Source organism: Streptomyces sp. UNOC14_S4 (assembly GCF_020740835.1).
Classification (GTDB): Bacteria; Actinomycetota; Actinomycetes; order Streptomycetales; family Streptomycetaceae; genus Streptomyces.
The window spans coordinates 1-15,811 of record NZ_JAINFC010000144.1; the positions used below are offsets into that span (position 1 = coordinate 1).

Below are 15,811 nucleotides of genomic sequence, written 5' to 3' on the forward strand. Positions count from 1 at the left end.
GGGGGGACGGGCTCGCCGAAGGCCGCGGGGAAGGCGCTGCGGGAGCGTGCGCCGCGCGCCGCGCACGCCGAGTGGGCGCCCGACGCGGGCCGCCCGGAGGCCGTCGGGTCGGTCGAGGCGTCGAACGCGGGACGGCTGCCCGAGCTCACGCCCATACGGGTCGGGCGGATGGCCGCCTCGCCTTTCGCGTTCCTGCGCGGTTCGGCCGGGCTGATGGGGTACGACCTGGTGCGCACGGCCGTGACGGGGATCGGGGCACAGATCTGCGGGGACGCGCACGCGGCCAACTTCGGCCTCTACGGCGACGCCCGCGGTGAACTCGTCATCGACGTCAACGACTTCGACGAGACCCTGCGCGGCCCCTGGGAGTGGGACGTGAAGCGGCTCGCGGCCTCCCTGGTGCTGGCGGGTCGCGAGGCGGGGGCCGACGAGGACACCTGCCGTACGGCCGCGCGGGACGCCGCGGGCGCGTACCGGCACACGATGCGCCTGCTGGCCAAGCTGCCCGCGGCGGACGCGTGGAACGCCATCGCCGACGAGGAGCTCGTCGCCCACGCGGATGCCCGGGCGCTGGTGGGCACGCTGGAGCGGGTCGCGGCGAAGGCCCGGCGGAACACGAGCGCGCGGTTCGCGGCGAAGTCCACGGAGAAGACCGAGGACGGGGGCCGCCGGTTCGTGGCCGCACCGCCTGTGCTCAGGCAGGTGCCGGACGACGAGGCCGCGGCGGTCGCGCTCGCCCTGGCGGATTACCGGGAAACGGTGCCGGAGGAGCTGCTGCCGCTCCTCGCGCGGTACGAGGTGCAGGACGTCGCCTTCCGTGTGGTGGGCACGGGGAGCGTGGGGCTGCGTTCGTACGTGGTGCTGCTGCTCGACCACCGCGGCAAGCCGCTCGTGCTCCAGGTGAAGGAGGCGCGGCCCTCGGTGCTGCTGCCGTACGCAGAGAAGGCCGGGTACGCGAACCCCGGGGCGGGGCACGAGGGCCGTCGGGTGGTCCTGGGGCAGAAGCGGATGCAGCTGGTCAGCGATGTGCTGCTCGGCTGGGCGACGGTCGAGGGCAGGCCGTACCAGGTGCGGCAGTTCCGCAACCGCAAGGGCAGCGTCGACCCGGCCGCCCTGTCGCCCGGCGAGCTCGACGACTACGGCCGTATGACCGGTGCCCTGCTGGCGCGTGCCCACGCGCACAGCGCGGACCCCCGGCTGATAGCCGCCTACTGCGGCAAGTCCGCCGAGCTGGACGAGGCGTTCGCCACGTTCGCCGTCACCTACGCCGACCGCACGGAGGCCGATCACGCGGAGCTCGCGGCAGCGATACGGAACGGCAGGATGGCGGCCGAGACGGGCGTCTGAACGTCTGAACCGCTGCCTGTGAACCCGCTGCCTGCGGGCTGCGTGCCGTACGTGACCGGGGGGCGGACACGGCGTGCTCCGGGGCAGACCGGGGACAGCCGGAGGACAGGGGGCCGAGGGGAGCGCGGTGCCCCCGTGGCGGAGGGGAAACCGTACGCTGGGCGGGTGACGAATCCGGAAGCCGAGACCCACCATGCCGAGGAACCGGACCGCGCTGCGGAGCCGGGCCGTACCGACGGGCCAGGCCGTGCCGAGGAGCTGGGCAGAGCCGAGGGGGCGGGCAGAGCCGAGGAGCCGGGCACGCAGCGCCTGGAGCAGGCCGTCCGCGCGGCGGAGCAGGCGCTGATCGAGTTCGAGATCGCGGTGGAGACCTTCCGGGTGGAGGTCGAGAACTTCTCCCGCCTCCATCACCAGCGGCTGGGCCCCATGTACGCGCGGCTCGACGACCTGGAGGCCAGGATCGCCGAGGCCGTCGCGGCCCGCACCGGGGATCCCGAGGACGTCCGGCGGGCCCGGGAGGCGCGGGCCATGGTGCAGCCGCTGCCCGGGATCGAGGAGCTGTTCGGCGGCTGGCTGGACTCGGACGGTTTCTCGCCCGAGGCGGTGGCCATGCTCACGGAGAAGTCGGTACGGCCTCCGGAGCGCATCCGCCCGAGCGACGAGGCCCGGCGCGCCTACCGCGAGCTGGTCCGCAAGGCCCACCCGGACCTGGCCCCCGACGAGGCGGACCGGTTGCGGCGCGAGGAGTTCATCGTGCGCGTCAACGCCGCCTACGCCGACGGCGACAAGGCGCTGCTCCTGGAGCTCGCGGAGGAGTGGGCCGCGGGCCCGGTCCCCGAGGAACGGCTGCCCAGCCGCGCGGAGGAGCTCTACGCCCGGCTGGAGTGGCTGGCCCAGCGCAAGGAACTGCTGGCACAGCTGGCCGCCGAGCTGGAGGGCTCCGCGATCGGCGCCATGATCAAAATGGCTCCGGACGACCCGGACCGGCTGCTGGAGGAGATCGCCGAGGGGCTGGCGGCCCAGGTCGCCGAGCGGGAGGCCCACCTGGCCACGCTGGTCGGGTAGCGTCGGGGCATGGCATTCGGTTCTGCGATCCCCACGGTCGGCGTCGACACCCTGGCGCCCGGAGACTTCCTGCTCGACGTCCGCGAGGACGACGAATGGGCGGCCGGGCACGCCGAGGGCGCGCTCCACATCCCGATGAGCGACTTCGTGGCGCGCTTCGGCGAGCTGACCGAGAAGGCCCCCGACGGCGGCCGGATCAACGTCATCTGCCGCTCGGGCGGGCGCTCCGCGCAGGTCACCATGTACCTCGTCCAGCAGGGCATGGACGCGGTGAACGTCGACGGCGGCATGCAGGTGTGGGCGGCCGCCGGTCGCCCGGTCGTGGATGCCCATGGGGCGCCTGGCGCGGTTATCTGATTCCGCCACCACCGGGGGCTTCGCCCCTGGACCCCCGCGCCTACCGGGGTGCCTCGTGAGCCCGGTTCGCGGCTGCGGATTCGTTGCGGCTGGTCGCGCAGTTCCCCGCGCCCCTTATGGGGCGCCCTCGGCGAGGAGGTTGCCCAAAGCTTCCACGTGGGCGGGTGCGGGGCCCAGGGACAGCTCCAGTTGCTTGGCCCACGCGTGGTAGCGGTGCAGCGCGTAGGTGGTGTCCGCGCCGAAGCCGCCGTGCAGGTGCTGTGCGGTCTGTACGATGCGCCGCACCCCTTCGGACGCCCAGATCTTCGCCACGGCGATGTCCGCGGCGACCGGGAGCGTCCCCGCGGCCCCCGACTCCAGGCGCCAGGCCGCCTGCCAGAGCGTGGCCTCCATCGCGCGCAGGTCGATGTAGCGGTCCGCCGACTGGACCGCCACCGCCTGGAACGTGGCGATCGGATGGCCGAACTGCTCACGCTTGCTCGTGTACGCGGCCGTCATCCTGCCCACGGCGGTGCCGATACCCAGCGCGAGCGCGCTCGTGCCCACGGCGAGCAGGTCCCGCAGCCGTTCCCACGCGCCTTCTGCGCTGATCACCTCGTCGCCCGTGGCCCGTACGGAATCGAGCGCGACCTCCGCGTACCGCTCACCGTTGGTGGACACCTGGTCGGCCAGCGCGACCCCTGGACGGCCCCGCGGCACCAGGGCCAGGACCGTGTGGCCCTCTGTCGTCCGCGCGGGCAGCAGGACGTGGTCCGCGCATTGTGCCCAGGGCACGGCGGTCTGCACTCCGTCCAGCACCCACGCGTCGCCGCGCGTACCCGGTTCGCCCGGTGCCCGGCGCGCGGTGACGGCCAGGTCCGCCGGTTCGTGGCCTGTACGGCCGTTGGACGCCACCGTGACGACGAGATCGCCCCGTGACAGCCCCCGCAGCACCTGGGCCGCCACCGGGCCGCCGAGAGCGCCGAGCGCGAAGGCGGCCGCGCTGCTCTCCAGCAGGGGAACCCGGGCCAGCACCTGTCCCGCCTCCCGCAGCACCAGGCACATCGCGATCGGCCCGAGCCCCGCTCCGCCGTGCTCGGGGGCGACGAACAAGCTCAGCAGATCCGCGTCGGCGAGTGCCTTCCACAGCGCCCGGTCGATGTCCTCGGCCACCGCGCCCGCGGTCAGGGCCGGACTCGGCACTCCGTCCGGGGACACCCCGGAGAAGACCGCCCTGGCCGCCTCCGCGGCGGCTTGCTGTTCCTCGGTGAAGGTGAAGTCCACTGCCCGCCCCTCCCGCACGCAGACACTGACGACCGGAGCTGATGCAGTGTCAAGTTAGAACAGGTTGCAGGAATTGGGAACCATCGGGGCTCTGTGTGCGGAAAACGGCGTGGCTCGTGCGCCGCGCAGGGGCGCTCAGCGGTCGAAGTCCAGTTCCACCTCCTCCGTGACCGGGTGCGACTGGCAGGCCAGTACATACCCGGCCTCCAGCTCCTCGGGCTCCAGCGCGAAGTTCCGGTCCATCCGTACCTCGCCCCTGACCAGGTAGGCCCGGCAGGTGCCGCACACTCCGCCCTTGCAGGCGTACGGGGCGTCGGCGCGGTTGCGCAGCACGGCGTCCAGCAGCGGCTCACCCTCACGCACCGGCCAGCTTCCGCTGCGGCCGTCCAGCTTCGCCGTCACCGTGCTGTGTGCCGGAACGGCGACGCCGGAGCCAGCCACGGCCGGGGACGGCGCGGTGTCCACGTGGAAGATCTCCTGATGGACGCGCTCCCTGGCGACTCCCAGGGCGCGCAGGGCCCGCTCCGCCGCCTGCACCAGACCCTGGGGTCCGCACAGGAACCAGCCGTCCATCGCCTCCACCGGCAACAGGGCGGGGAGCAGCCCCGTCAGCCGCTCCTCGTCGAGCCGCCCGGACGGCAGACCGGCCTGCTGCTCCTCGCGGGACAGGACGTGCACGAGCTGGAAGCGGTCGGGCCAGCGGTCCTTCAGGTCGGCGACCTCCTCCAGGAACATCGCGGAAGCGGCCGTACGGTCGCTGCGTATGAGGCAGAACCGGGCCTCGGGCACCCGGGCGAGCAGCGTCGAGGCGATGGACAGCACGGGGGTGATCCCGCTGCCGCCGACGATCGCGGCGAAGCGTCCCGGGCGCGGCTCCAGGACGAACCGGCCGGCCGGTGCCATCACCTCCACCGTGTCCCCGGCCGACAGCTCCTTGAGCGCGTAAGTGGAGAACACCCCGCCGTCCACGAGCCGCACCCCGACCCTGAGTTCCGCGGCTCCGCCGCTTCCCGGTGCCGGTGCGGGCCCGCAGAGCGAGTAGGTGCGGCGGACCTCCGCGCCGTCCGCGGCGGCCCCGGCCCCTCGCAGGGTGATGTGCTGGCCCGGTGCGTAGCGGTAGACGTCGCGCAGCTCCTCGGGCACCGCGAAGGTCAGGGCGACCGAGTCGTCGGTGAGCCGCTCGACGTCCGTCACCCGCAGGGAGTGGAAGGCGCCGTGGTGGGAGGCCGCTGCCATCTACAACTCCTTGAAGTGGTCGAACGGTTCGTGGCATGTCCCGCAGCGGCGCAGGGCCTTGCAGGCCGTGGACGAGAAGCGGCTGAGCAACGTGGTGTCGGCGGAGCCGCAGTGCGGGCAGCGGACGGGCTCCGGCGTGGTCCCGGACCCGGGAGCGGGTACGGGCACGGGCTCCCGCGGCGTTCCGGACAGGCGGGTCGGGCCCAGGGCGAGGGCGACCGGCCCTCCGGTCCGGGCACCGGGGCGGGGCGGTGCCACGCCGGACTCGCCGAGCTTGCGCCGTCCCTCGGGTGTGATGTCGTCCGTGGACCAGGCGGGCGTGAGCACCGTGCGCACCTGCACCTCGGGTATGCCCTCGTCGTGCAGCACCCGCTCGATGTCCGCTGCCATCGCCTCGACGGCGGGGCAGCCGGTGTAGGTGGGGGTGAGCTCCACCTCGACCCGCCCGGGGCCGGTCAGGTGCAGGCCGCGCAGCACGCCCAGCTCGGCCAGGGTCACCACGGGGAGCTCCGGGTCGGGCACGGCTCCGGCCAGCTCGAGGAGCTTCTCCTCCAGCGGGGTCGGGCCCGGCGGGGCGGGGGTTCTCACCATGACGCCCCCGGGTGGCTGCGGTGCAGGTGCTGCATCTCGGCGAGCATCCGTCCGAACGGCTCGGTGTGGATGCCCTGGCGGCCCGCTCCGGCGCTCCAGCCGCCGGACCGGGGGCCGGTGGGGAGCGTCAGGCCGGCCTGTTCGACCGTCCGGGAGACCAGGGCCAGCCAGCCTTCGCTCAGCGCTGCCGTGCCGAGGCCGAGCCCGTCGTCGAGGTCCAGCCCGTTGTCGAGGTCCAGCCCGTCGACGGGCTCGAAGAGCTCGCCTGTGTAGCGCCACAGCGCGGTCAGTGCGGTCTGCATGCGCCGGTGGCTCTCCTCGGTGCCGTCTCCGAGCCGCAGCGTCCACTGCTCGGCGTGGTCCCGGTGGTAGGCGACCTCCTTGACCGCCTTCCGCGCCAGCGGGGCGAACGGGCCGTCGCCCGCGGCCAGTCGGCCGTACAGCAGCTCCTGGTAGGTGGCGAAGTACAGCTGGCGGGCGATGGTGTGGGCGAAGTCGCCGTTGGGCTGCTCGACCAGCTGGACGTTGCGGAAGGCGCGCTCCTCGCGGAGGTAGGCCAGCTTGTCCTCGTCGCCGACGAGCGAGAGCAGGACGCGGGCCTGCCCGAGCAGGTCCAGCGCGATGTTGGCGAGGGCCACCTCCTCCTCCAGAACGGGGGCGTGCCCCGCCCACTCCCCCAGCCGGTGCGACAGCACCAGGGCGTCGTCGCCGAGCGCCAGCGCCGCGCCGACGGGGACGGCGGTGCCGGGCTGCGGAGCGGCGGCTTCGGACGCGGGGGCCGAAGGGGCGCCCTGGGGCGTGGTGGTCACAGGTGCCGCACCCCCTCCGGGATGTCGTAGAAGGTCGGGTGGCGGTACGGCTTGTCCGCGGCGGGGGCGAAGAAGGGGTCCTTCTCGTCCGGGGAAGAGGCCGTGATCTCGGCGGAGGGCACCACCCAGATCGAGACTCCTTCGGAGCGCCTGGTGTAGAGATCCCGGGCGTTGCGCAGCGCCATCGCGGCGTCCGGCGCGTGCAGGCTGCCCGCGTGGGTGTGCGACAGCCCGCGCCTGCTCCGCACGAACACCTCCCACAGTGGCCAATCGGCGCTGGTCATACCTGTGCCTCCCGTGCCGTGCCGCCGTGTTTGCGGGCGTGGGCCGCGGCGGCTTCGCGCACCCACGCGCCTTCCTCGTGTGCTCGCCTGCGCTGCCCGATCCGCTGGTCGTTGCACGGGCCGTTGCCGCGCAGCACCTCGTGGAACTCGTCCCAGTCGATGGGCCCGAAGTCGTGGTGCCCGCGCTCCTCGTTCCACCGGAGGTCCGGGTCGGGGAGGGACAGGCCCAGGGACTCGGCCTGGGGGACGCAGATGTCCACGAAGCGCTGGCGCAGTTCGTCGTTCGAATGGCGCTTGATCTTCCAGGCCATGGACTGGGCTGAATGGGCGGATTCGCCGTCCGGCGGGCCGAACATCATCAGGGACGGCCACCACCAGCGGTCCACCGCGTCCTGGGCCATGGCGTGCTGGGCCTCGGTGCCGCGGCTCAGGGTCAGCAGCAGCTCGTAGCCCTGGCGCTGATGGAAGGACTCCTCCTTGCAGATGCGCACCATGGCGCGGGCGTAGGGGCCGTAGGAGCAGCGGCACAGCGGGACCTGGTTGGTGATGGCCGCGCCGTCCACGAGCCAGCCGATGGCGCCGACGTCCGCCCAGGTCAGCGTGGGGTAGTTGAAGATCGACGAGTATTTCTGGCGGCCGGAGTGCAGCTTGTCGAGGAGCTCGTCGCGCCCGGTGCCCAGGGTCTCGGCGGCGCTGTAGAGATACAGGCCGTGACCGGCCTCGTCCTGCACCTTGGCCATGAGGATGGCCTTGCGGCGCAGGGAGGGCGCCCGGGTGATCCAGTTGGCCTCGGGCTGCATCCCGATGATCTCGGAGTGGGCGTGCTGCGCCATCTGGCGGACGAGCGAGGCGCGGTAGGCATCGGGCATCCAGTCGCGTGGCTCGATGCGCTCGTCCGCCGCCAGAGCGGCGTCGAAGACCGCCTCGCAGCCCCGTGTGTCCGGTGCCGTCGTCGTCATGGTGGGCCCCCTGCCTTCCCCGAACTCCCGACCGACCGATCGTTCGGTTCAATGGTGGGCCGCCGCGTTCAGGGGTGTCAAGCCTGTGGATAACCGGTGCGCGCTGGGATCGGCGGGACGGCCTGGGTACCGTTCGGGTGCACGAACAACAGGCGGCACGCAAGAACGGGGCGGGTATGGAAGCGGATGACGGGCGGAACGAGCGGGACGGTTCCGTCTCGGGGCTGTCCCTGCCCTCGCGCGTCGCCGTCGCCACCGGCGTCGCCGTCGTGACGGTCGCGGCGGCCGTTCACCTGGCGATGGTGTTCCTGCACGTCGCTCCGTCGAACGTGGTCAGCAAGGAGCACTCGGCGGCCATAGGTGACTACATCTATCCGGAGTTCGAGCAGAACTGGAAGCTTTTCGCTCCCAATCCGCTGCAGCAGAACATAGCCGTCCAGGCCCGAGCCGAACTGCGCGGAGCCGACGGCCGGTCGACGGTCACGCAGTGGATCGATCTGTCCGCCCAGGACGGCGCCGCGATACACCACAACCCCTTCCCCAGCCACACTCAGCAGAACGAACTGCGCCGCGCCTGGGACTTCTACGTCGGCTCGCACGACGCCAAGGAGCAGCCCATGGGCCTGCGGGGCGAGCTCTCCGAGCAGTACGTCCGGCGCATCGTCATGCTCCGGCTCGGCGCCGAACGGGACGGCCGCCCGGTCGAGCGCGTGCAGGTGCGGTCCGTGACCCGGTCCGTCGCGCCGCCGCCGTGGAGCGACGAGAAGGCCGCCACCAAACCCGCGTACCGCGTGCTGGGCTGGTGGCCCGTCACCACCGCCGACCTGCCGGAGGCGAAGAACCGGTGAGCACCTTCACGACTTCCCTCGCGCGCGGTGTCGACCGCGTCACCGGCTCCTGTCTCGGCCGTTACCAGGCGGCGGTGATCCGGATAGGCATCTCCTTCGTCTGGCTGTGCTTCCTGCTCCGCGAGTGGCCCAACCGCCACGAGATGTACGGGCCCGACGGCCCGTGGAACTGGGAGATGGCGCGTCGGCTGACCGCCGACAACCACGCCTTCACCGCCCTCGTCTGGTCCGACAGCGGCCTGTGGTTCGAGACCGTCTACGCGCTCGCCCTCGTCGCGAGCGTCCTGCTGCTGCTCGGCTGGCGGACGCGCACCATGTCCGTGCTGTTCATGATCGGGGTCCTGTCACTGCAGAACCGCAGCGTCTTCCTCGGCGACGGCGGTGACAACGTCATCCACCTGCTGTCCCTCTACCTCGTCCTCACCCGCTGCGGGCTGGTGTGGTCCCTCGACGCCCGGCGTGCCCGCCGCGGCGCGCGGGCCGCGGTAGCTGCGGAAAAAGCCACGGAGAAGGTCGGGGAGAAGACCGAAGAGAAGGCTGCGGAGGATCCCGGAGGGAAGGGGATCCCGGTCGGTCACGATGTCCCCGGCATCGTGCTGTGGGCCCTGTGCGGACTCGCGCTGGCCGTTGTGCAGGCGGCCGGGCACAGCCGGATGGCCTGGACGACGAACGGTCCGCTCCCCGGCCTCGGCTGGGCCGCGGTCTTCTGGGGCCTGTGGCTCGTCCAGGGACTGTGGTGGTGCGTGCGGCGCTACGCCCCCGGGGAGCCCCGGGCCGTCCTGAACATCTTCGCCAACCTGGCCCACAACGCGGCACTGCTGGTCATCATGGCCGAGGTCTGCCTGATCTACGCCACGGCCGGCTGGTACAAGATCCAGGGCTCGCGCTGGCAGGACGGCACCGCGCTGTACTACCCCCTGCACCTCGACTACTTCGCGCCGTGGCCCGAGCTGTCGCGTGTCCTGGCGGGCAACAGCGTCATGGTGCTGCTGCTGAGCTACGGCACGGTGGCCGTGCAGGTCGCCTTCCCGTTCACCCTGCTGAACCGGCGGGTCAAGAACGTGCTGCTGGTCGCGATGATGATCGAGCACCTCGGCATCGCCGTCGCCCTCGGACTGCCGTTCTTCTCGCTGGCGATGATCGTGGCCGACGCGGTGTTCCTGCCGACCTCCTTCCTGAAGCGCCTGGGCTCCTTCCTCGGGCGCGCTCGCGAGCGTGCGCTGTCCGGCCGTACGGAGGCCGTGCCGCAGCAGCGCGAGGGCGAGGCCGCGGCCCGCACCCTGGTGCCCTGACGCCGCTCCTGAGCTGCGACGACGGCCGGGCACGGGCCGGAACGTAGGCTGAGGACATGACCGAGAACGCAGCCGTGGCAGCCCTGCGACAGTGGAGCGGGCTCGCCCCCGACGCCGTACTGCTGGACGGCTTCCACGCCCTGAAGCACGCACTCCGCTTCGGGGCGGATGTGCGGCTCGCGGTCTGCGACGACAAGGCGGTCGCCCTGGGGCTCGCGGCCGCGCTCGCCGACGACCTGACCGAGGTGCTCGGCGAGCGGCTCGTCGAGGTCCCGGCGCGGAGTCTGCGGGATCTGCTTCCCCGCGTCCACCCGACGGGAGTGGCCGCGCTGGCGGCGCGGCCCAGCCGCCGGAAGAACCTCGACTCCCTCTCCCGGGCGCCCCGGCGCGCCCCCGTCGTCGTGCTCGACAATCCCCGCAACCTCGGCAACGTCGGCGCCGTCGTCCGCCTCGCCGCGGGCTTCGGCGCCACGGGCGTGGTCACCACGGGTGACATGGACCCCTGGCACCCCAACGCCGTACGGGCCGGGGCCGGGCTGCACTACGCGACGGCCGTCGAGCACCTGCCGCTGCCCGAGCTGCCGCCCGGCCCGCTCTACGCCCTGGACCCGGAGGGGGACGACATCAGGACCGTCGACTTCCCCGACGACGCCCTCGTGGCCTTCGGCTCCGAGCGCCACGGGATCTCGCCGGAGCTGCGGGAGAGGGCGACCCGGCTGGTCGCCCTTCCCATGCGGCCGCAGGTCTCCAGCTACAACCTCGCGACGAGTGTCGCCATGGCCCTCTTCCACTGGGGAGGCACGCCCGCGGACCTGCCTGCCGAGTCGCTCGGCTGAGCGCCCCGAGCCCCTTCGAGGCGCTGCCGAACCGCACCGGACTGCCCCAAGCCCGCTCAGGCCGGGCGGCGCACCTCGACCGTGCGGAAGCGGCTCGCGACGAACGCGCTGTCGCACAGCACCGCGTTCGCCGCGGGGTTGCCGCCGGAGCCGTGGAAGTCGGAGAAGGCGGCGGTCTGGTTGACGTACACCCCGCCGGTCAGGTTCAGGGAGAGCTGGGCGCACTCCTCCAGGCAGGCCTCCTCCACCAGCCGCTCGACCTCCGGCGACGTGGTGTAGGCGCCGACGGTCATCGCGCCCTTCTCGCGCACCGTGCGCCGCAGCAGCCGCACGGCGTCCGCGGTGGAGTCGACCGCCACCGCGAACGACACCGGGCCGAAGCACTCCGAGAGGTAGGCCGCCTCGGAATCCGGCTTGGCGCCGTCCAGTTTCACGATCACGGGGGTGCGGACCGTGGCATCGGGGAAGTCGGGGTTGGCCACCGGGCGGGAGGCGAGGGCGACTTCGCCGAGCTGCGCGGCAGCGTCGATGCGCTCCTTGACCTGGCCGTTGACGATCGCGCCCAGCAGGGCGTGGGCCCTGGCGTCGTCGCCCAGCAGGCCGTCCACCGCCGCGGCCAGATCCGCCACGACCTCGTCGTAGGACTTGTGCCCGGCGTCGGTGCCGATGCCGTCGCGCGGGATGAGGAAGTTCTGCGGGGTGGTGCACATCTGGCCGCTGTAGAGCGACAGGGAGAAGGCCAGATTGCTCAGCAGGCCCTTGTAGTCGTCGGTGGAGTCGATGACGACGGTGTTCACCCCGGCCTTCTCCGTGAAGACCTGCGCCTGGCGGGCGTTGGCCTCCAGCCAGTCGCCGAACGCGGTGGAACCGGTGTAGTCGACGATGCGGACCTCCGGGCGTACGGCCAGGGACTTGGCGATGCCCTCGCCCTGCCGCTCGGCCGCCAGGGCGACCAGGTCCGGGGAGAAGCCGGCGTCGCGGAGGACCTCGCGCGCGACGCGCACGGTGAGGGCCAGGGGCAGCACGGCGCGCGGATGGGGCTTGACCAGCACCGCGTTGCCCGTGGCCAGGGAGGCGAACAGGCCGGGGTAGCCGTTCCATGTGGGGAACGTGTTGCAGCCGATCAGCAGGGAGATGCCGCGCGGCACGGGGGTGAACTCCTTGCGCAGCTCCAGCGGCTCGCGCTTGCCCTGCGGCTTGGACCAGTCCGCCGAGTGCGGGGTGCGGGTCTGCTCGGCGAGGGCGTACGCGACGGCCTCCAGGCCCCGGTCCTGGGCGTGCGGGCCACCGGCCTGGAAGGCCATCATGAACGCCTGCCCGCTGGTGTGCATGACCGCGTGCGCGAACTCGTGGGACCGGGCGTTGATCCGGGCGAGGATCTCCAGACAGACCGCCGCGCGTGCCTGGGGGCCCGCCTCCCGCCACTGCGGCATCGCCGCGCGCATGGCGGGCAGCAGCACTTCGATGTCGGGGTGCGGATACTCCACGCCCAGCTCCGGCCCGTACGGGGAGACTTCGCCGCGCGCCCAGCCGTCCGTGCCCGGCTGGTCCAGCTCGAAGCGCTTGCCGCGCAGCGCCTCGAAGGCGGCCTGGCCGTCGGCCGGGCTCAGGCTGTTCGGCACGCCCTCCGGGCCGTACGCCTTCGGGTGCTCGGGGAAGGGCGACCAATAGACGCGCGTGCGGATGGCGTCGAGAGCCTGGTCGAGGGTGGTGAGGTGTTTCTCGATCAACTGGGCGGTGCTGAGTCCGGCGGTCACACTGACCAACTCCTCGTCGAGCCGGTTTCGGATGGGGCGACAGGCTGTGGGCAACACAGATCGGCAACGCGCTTCGGGGGACCGCTGACTCCCCCGCTGGATACAGTAACCGAACGATCGGTCGGGACAAGAGGGCCCGGCGAACCTGTGGACAACTCATCGGGGAGGATCACCGGCATGACCGCTATCGAGCCGAACGCGACCGTCGCCGTCGTCGGCGCCGGGACCATGGGCCGGGGGATCGCCCAGGTCGCCCTCACCGCGGGCCACCCCGTGCGGCTGTACGACGCCGCCGAGGGCCGGGCGGCCGAGGCGGTGCGGGCCATCGGCGCACGCCTCGACCGCCTCGTGGAGAAGGGCGTGCTCACCGCGGCCAGATGCGACGCGGCCCGCGCCCGGCTGCACCCCGCCGCGGGACTGGACGATCTCGCTGCACCGGCGCTCGTCATCGAGGCGATTCTGGAGGAACTGCCCGCCAAACAGAAGCTGTTCAGCGAGCTGGAATCGGCCGTTCCGGAGGACTGCCTGCTCGCCACCAACACCTCCTCCCTCTCCGTGACAGCCGTCGCGGGAGCCCTCCGCAGGCCCGGCCGCTTCGTCGGCCTGCACTTCTTCAACCCCGCCCCGCTGCTGCCGCTCGTGGAGGTCGTCAGCGCCGCCACGACCGACCCCGCCGCGGCGGACCGCGCGTACGCGACCGTGGCGGCGTGGGGGAAGACCCCGGTGCGCTGCGCCGACACACCGGGCTTCATCGTCAACCGCCTCGCCCGGCCCTTCTACGCAGAAGCGTTCCGCCTCCACGAGGAGCGGGCCGCGGACCCCGCCACCCTCGACGCCGTCCTGCGCGAGTCGGGCGGTTTTCCCATGGGCCCCTTCGAACTCACCGACCTCATCGGCCAGGATGTGAACGAAGCCGTCACCCGTTCGGTCTACGAGTCCTTCTTCCAGGACCCGAAGTTCAGGCCCTCGCTCGCGCAGCGACGGCTCGTTCAGGCGGGCCTGCTCGGACGCAAGAGCGGCCGCGGCTGGTACGACCACGCGGCCGGAGCCGAGCGGCCGCTGCCGCACACGGCCGAGCCCTGCGCGGCGCCCGGGGAACTGATCCTTCAGGGCGCGCTGCCCACCGCCTGCGCGGCGCTGCGCGGAATGATCGAGGAAGCGGGCATCGCGATCAGCGGGAAGCCCGGCCAGGGCGCCCGCGACGGCGACTCCGGCGGCTTCGTCCTGCCCGGCGGCACGGAGCTCTCCCTCACCCGTGGCCGCCGGGCCACGGTGGCCACGGGCCCCCGCATCCACTTCGACCTGGCCCTCGACTACCGGACCTGCGACCGGATCGCCCTCGCGCCGTCCGCGACCGCCCCCGAGGCGGACGTACACGCGGCGACCGGCCTGTTCCAGGCGCTCGGCAAGCGGGTCAGCGTCATGGGCGACGCCCCGGGGCTGATCGTGGCCCGGACGGTCGCCATGCTCGTCGACCTCGCCGAGGACGCCGTCGGCCGTGGCATCGCGAGCTCGGAGGACGTCGACACCGCCATGTGCCTTGGCGTGAACCACCCCCGCGGCCCTCTGGAATGGGGACGCGCTGTCGGCGCCACCTGGGTGCGCGAAGTGCTGCGGAACCTGCACACCGAATACCCCGACGGGCGCTACGCACCGTCCCAGCCGCTGCTCCGCCGTGCAGCCGTCGAAGAGAGCCTGCTGTAATCATGACCATGGCCAAGCGCGACACCTACACGCCCGAATCGCTGCTCGCGGTCGCCGTCGAGGTGTTCAACGAGCGGGGCTACGACGGCACGTCCATGGAGCACCTCTCCAAGGCGGCCGGCATCTCCAAGTCCTCCATCTACCACCACGTCAAGGGCAAGGAAGAGCTGCTGCGGCTGGCGATAAGCCGCGCTCTCGACGGGCTCTTCGCCGTCCTCGACGAGCCGGGAGCCGTGGAGGGCCGGGCGGTCGACCGGCTGGAGCACGTCACCCGGCGCACCGTGGAGGTGCTGATGGCGGAGCTGCCCTATGTGACGCTGCTGCTGCGGGTCCGGGGCAATACAGGCACCGAGCGCTGGGCCATGGAGCGGCGCCGCGACTTCGACCACCGGGTCGCCGAGCTGCTGAAGGAGGCCGCCGCCGACGGCGATCTCCGCGCCGACGTGGACGTACGGCTGGCCACCCGGCTGCTCTTCGGGATGATCAATTCGGTGGTCGAGTGGTACCGGCCGGGACGCGGCGGCGTCACGAGCGGCGAAGTGGCCGAGGCGGTGCTGCGGACCGCGTTCGCGGGGTTGCGGACGTCTGGCTGAGCGCCGTCGTCCTGAGCGCCGTCGTCCGCTGCTGCACCGTTGCTGGGGCTTCGCCCCGGGCTCCGCGCCTACCGGGGCGGTTCCTACGCTCGGTGCGCGGCTGCGGGCCGGTGGGGGTTGCTCGCGCAGTTCCCCGCGCCCCTAGCGGGGCGCCCTGCTACGGGCGCTCCGCTACGGGGCGCCCTCCTCCAGGTCGGTTTCCTCGAAGACCAGGAGGGTGCGGGTGCTGAGGACTTCCTCCATGGCCTGGATGCGGGTCAGCACCAGCTCCCGTAAGGCGTGGTTGTCCTTGGTGTGGACGCGCAGCAGGACATCGAAGTCCCCGGTGACCAGGGCGATGTGGGCCGCTCCCGGCAGGGCGCGGAGCTTTTCGCGCACGGTGCGCCACGAGTTCTGGACGATCTTCAGGGTGATGTACGCCGAGGCGCTCTGCCCTGCCCGTTCCTGGTCGACGCGGGCGCCGAAACCGCGTATGACCCCGTCGTCGATGAGCCGGTTGATGCGGGCGTAGGCATTGGCGCGCGACACGTGCACCTGTTCCGAGACGGAGCGGATCGAGGCGCGGCCGTCTGTCTGGAGCAGGCGCAGTATCGCGCGGTCTATCTCGTCGAGCGGGCGGGCGGGTGGCCTGCCGCCCGAAAGAGCCATCTGTTCGTCCGGCACAGCGCCCCGCCTCCCCTTCGTGGACGTCCTGTCCATATCTCAGGCTGTGGAGAACCGTTTGTCCACAGGCTTGGGTCGCCTGTAGCCAAAATGTGCCGACGACCGAACAATCGGTAGGGAGGGTGTGCGGCGCCTCGTGCCGCGCGACCCGGTGACGCCCGTCCAGAAGGAGGTGCTCGTCATGACGGTTCTGGAGCAGCCCGGCTC

At 72.4% G+C, this 15,811-nt stretch carries 16 protein-coding genes; 8 read left to right on the forward strand and 8 right to left on the reverse strand.

Features of this window, described 5'->3' with window-relative positions; all coding sequences use genetic code 11:
* The 3 genes from K6I34_RS15405 to K6I34_RS15415 form a co-directional block, all read left to right on the forward strand.
* The coding region (locus K6I34_RS15405; RefSeq protein WP_229326399.1) for a DUF2252 domain-containing protein at positions 1-1,347 on the forward strand (1,347 nt) is incomplete at its 5' end.
* Between the two features lie 258 nt (positions 1,348-1,605).
* Positions 1,606-2,412 carry a J domain-containing protein gene (locus K6I34_RS15410; protein WP_229326425.1) on the forward strand — a complete coding sequence of 269 codons (807 nt, stop codon included), beginning with the start codon at positions 1,606-1,608 and terminating at the stop codon, positions 2,410-2,412.
* A gap of 9 nt (positions 2,413-2,421) precedes the next feature.
* The gene (locus K6I34_RS15415; protein WP_229326401.1) at positions 2,422-2,769 is read left to right on the forward strand and encodes a rhodanese-like domain-containing protein; all 348 of its coding nucleotides are present in this window, start codon (positions 2,422-2,424) and stop codon (positions 2,767-2,769) included.
* A 114-nt stretch (positions 2,770-2,883) separates the two neighbouring features.
* On the opposite strand, the gene K6I34_RS15420 is transcribed toward K6I34_RS15415, so the two are convergent.
* From K6I34_RS15420 to paaA, 6 genes are all read right to left on the reverse strand, one after another.
* Positions 2,884-4,032, reverse strand: a complete 1,149-nt coding sequence (locus K6I34_RS15420) for an acyl-CoA dehydrogenase family protein (protein ID WP_229326403.1) — start codon at positions 4,030-4,032, stop codon at positions 2,884-2,886.
* Between the two features lie 135 nt (positions 4,033-4,167).
* Positions 4,168-5,268 carry a 2Fe-2S iron-sulfur cluster-binding protein gene (locus K6I34_RS15425; protein ID WP_229326405.1) on the reverse strand — a complete coding sequence of 367 codons (1,101 nt, stop codon included), beginning with the start codon at positions 5,266-5,268 and terminating at the stop codon, positions 4,168-4,170.
* Positions 5,269-5,859, reverse strand: coding sequence for a 1,2-phenylacetyl-CoA epoxidase subunit PaaD (gene paaD, locus K6I34_RS15430; RefSeq protein ID WP_229326407.1), 591 nt, complete (start codon positions 5,857-5,859; stop codon positions 5,269-5,271).
* Positions 5,853-6,578: a 1,2-phenylacetyl-CoA epoxidase subunit PaaC gene (paaC, locus tag K6I34_RS15435; RefSeq protein ID WP_229326428.1), complete on the reverse strand. Its 726-nt coding sequence runs from the start codon at positions 6,576-6,578 to the stop codon at positions 5,853-5,855. The genes paaD and paaC overlap by 7 nt, the downstream gene beginning before the upstream one ends.
* An 86-nt stretch (positions 6,579-6,664) precedes the next feature.
* On the reverse strand, positions 6,665-6,952 hold the full coding sequence (gene paaB, locus K6I34_RS15440) for a 1,2-phenylacetyl-CoA epoxidase subunit PaaB (protein ID WP_121799251.1): 288 nt from the start codon (positions 6,950-6,952) through the stop codon (positions 6,665-6,667).
* Complete coding sequence (gene paaA / locus K6I34_RS15445) at positions 6,949-7,911, reverse strand: 1,2-phenylacetyl-CoA epoxidase subunit PaaA (RefSeq protein WP_229326409.1); 963 nt, start codon at positions 7,909-7,911, stop codon at positions 6,949-6,951. The genes paaB and paaA overlap by 4 nt, the downstream gene beginning before the upstream one ends.
* A 176-nt stretch (positions 7,912-8,087) precedes the next feature.
* Between paaA and K6I34_RS15450 the strand changes: the two genes are divergently transcribed.
* Genes K6I34_RS15450 through K6I34_RS15460 form a run of 3 tightly spaced genes read left to right on the forward strand, consistent with a single transcriptional unit; the run spans position 8,088 to position 10,887 of the window.
* Positions 8,088-8,759 (forward strand): DUF5819 family protein, encoded by a 672-nt coding sequence (locus K6I34_RS15450; RefSeq protein WP_229326411.1) that lies wholly within the window; start codon positions 8,088-8,090, stop codon positions 8,757-8,759.
* The gene (locus K6I34_RS15455) at positions 8,756-10,051 is read left to right on the forward strand and encodes an HTTM domain-containing protein (RefSeq protein ID WP_229326413.1); all 1,296 of its coding nucleotides are present in this window, start codon (positions 8,756-8,758) and stop codon (positions 10,049-10,051) included. The genes K6I34_RS15450 and K6I34_RS15455 overlap by 4 nt, the downstream gene beginning before the upstream one ends.
* Positions 10,052-10,107: 56 nt before the next feature.
* Positions 10,108-10,887, forward strand: coding sequence for an RNA methyltransferase (locus K6I34_RS15460; RefSeq protein ID WP_229326415.1), 780 nt, complete (start codon positions 10,108-10,110; stop codon positions 10,885-10,887).
* Between the two features lie 56 nt (positions 10,888-10,943).
* Here the strand turns inward: K6I34_RS15460 and paaN are convergent, their stop codons facing one another.
* The gene (paaN, locus tag K6I34_RS15465) at positions 10,944-12,644 is read right to left on the reverse strand and encodes a phenylacetic acid degradation protein PaaN (protein WP_229326417.1); all 1,701 of its coding nucleotides are present in this window, start codon (positions 12,642-12,644) and stop codon (positions 10,944-10,946) included.
* A 177-nt stretch (positions 12,645-12,821) separates the two neighbouring features.
* On the opposite strand from paaN, the gene K6I34_RS15470 reads away from it, so the two are divergent.
* Both K6I34_RS15470 and K6I34_RS15475 read left to right on the forward strand, forming a co-directional pair.
* Positions 12,822-14,348 carry a 3-hydroxyacyl-CoA dehydrogenase gene (locus K6I34_RS15470; RefSeq protein WP_229326419.1) on the forward strand — a complete coding sequence of 509 codons (1,527 nt, stop codon included), beginning with the start codon at positions 12,822-12,824 and terminating at the stop codon, positions 14,346-14,348.
* A 2-nt stretch (positions 14,349-14,350) separates the two neighbouring features.
* A complete protein-coding gene (locus K6I34_RS15475) occupies positions 14,351-14,941 on the forward strand; it encodes a TetR/AcrR family transcriptional regulator (RefSeq protein ID WP_229326421.1) in 591 nt (196 codons plus the stop codon).
* A gap of 171 nt (positions 14,942-15,112) precedes the next feature.
* Here K6I34_RS15475 and K6I34_RS15480 read toward each other — a convergent pair whose 3' ends face one another.
* Complete coding sequence (locus tag K6I34_RS15480; protein WP_229326423.1) at positions 15,113-15,604, reverse strand: Lrp/AsnC family transcriptional regulator; 492 nt, start codon at positions 15,602-15,604, stop codon at positions 15,113-15,115.
* Positions 15,605-15,811 lie beyond the last annotated feature (207 nt).

Bases quoted from the DNA above. Each gene is read 5' to 3' on its own strand.
- K6I34_RS15460 (WP_229326415.1), top strand. From the start codon at position 10,108: ATGACCGAGAACGCAGCCGTGGCAGCCCTGCGACAGTGGAGCGGGCTC.
- K6I34_RS15415 (WP_229326401.1), top strand. From the start codon at position 2,422: ATGGCATTCGGTTCTGCGATCCCCACGGTCGGCGTCGACACCCTGGCG.
- K6I34_RS15470 (WP_229326419.1), top strand. From the start codon at position 12,822: ATGACCGCTATCGAGCCGAACGCGACCGTCGCCGTCGTCGGCGCCGGG.
- K6I34_RS15425 (WP_229326405.1), bottom strand. From the start codon at position 5,268: ATGGCAGCGGCCTCCCACCACGGCGCCTTCCACTCCCTGCGGGTGACG.
- paaA (WP_229326409.1), bottom strand. From the start codon at position 7,911: ATGACGACGACGGCACCGGACACACGGGGCTGCGAGGCGGTCTTCGAC.
- K6I34_RS15475 (WP_229326421.1), top strand. From the start codon at position 14,351: ATGACCATGGCCAAGCGCGACACCTACACGCCCGAATCGCTGCTCGCG.
- K6I34_RS15450 (WP_229326411.1), top strand. From the start codon at position 8,088: ATGGAAGCGGATGACGGGCGGAACGAGCGGGACGGTTCCGTCTCGGGG.
- paaB (WP_121799251.1), bottom strand. From the start codon at position 6,952: ATGACCAGCGCCGATTGGCCACTGTGGGAGGTGTTCGTGCGGAGCAGG.
- paaD (WP_229326407.1), bottom strand. From the start codon at position 5,859: ATGGTGAGAACCCCCGCCCCGCCGGGCCCGACCCCGCTGGAGGAGAAG.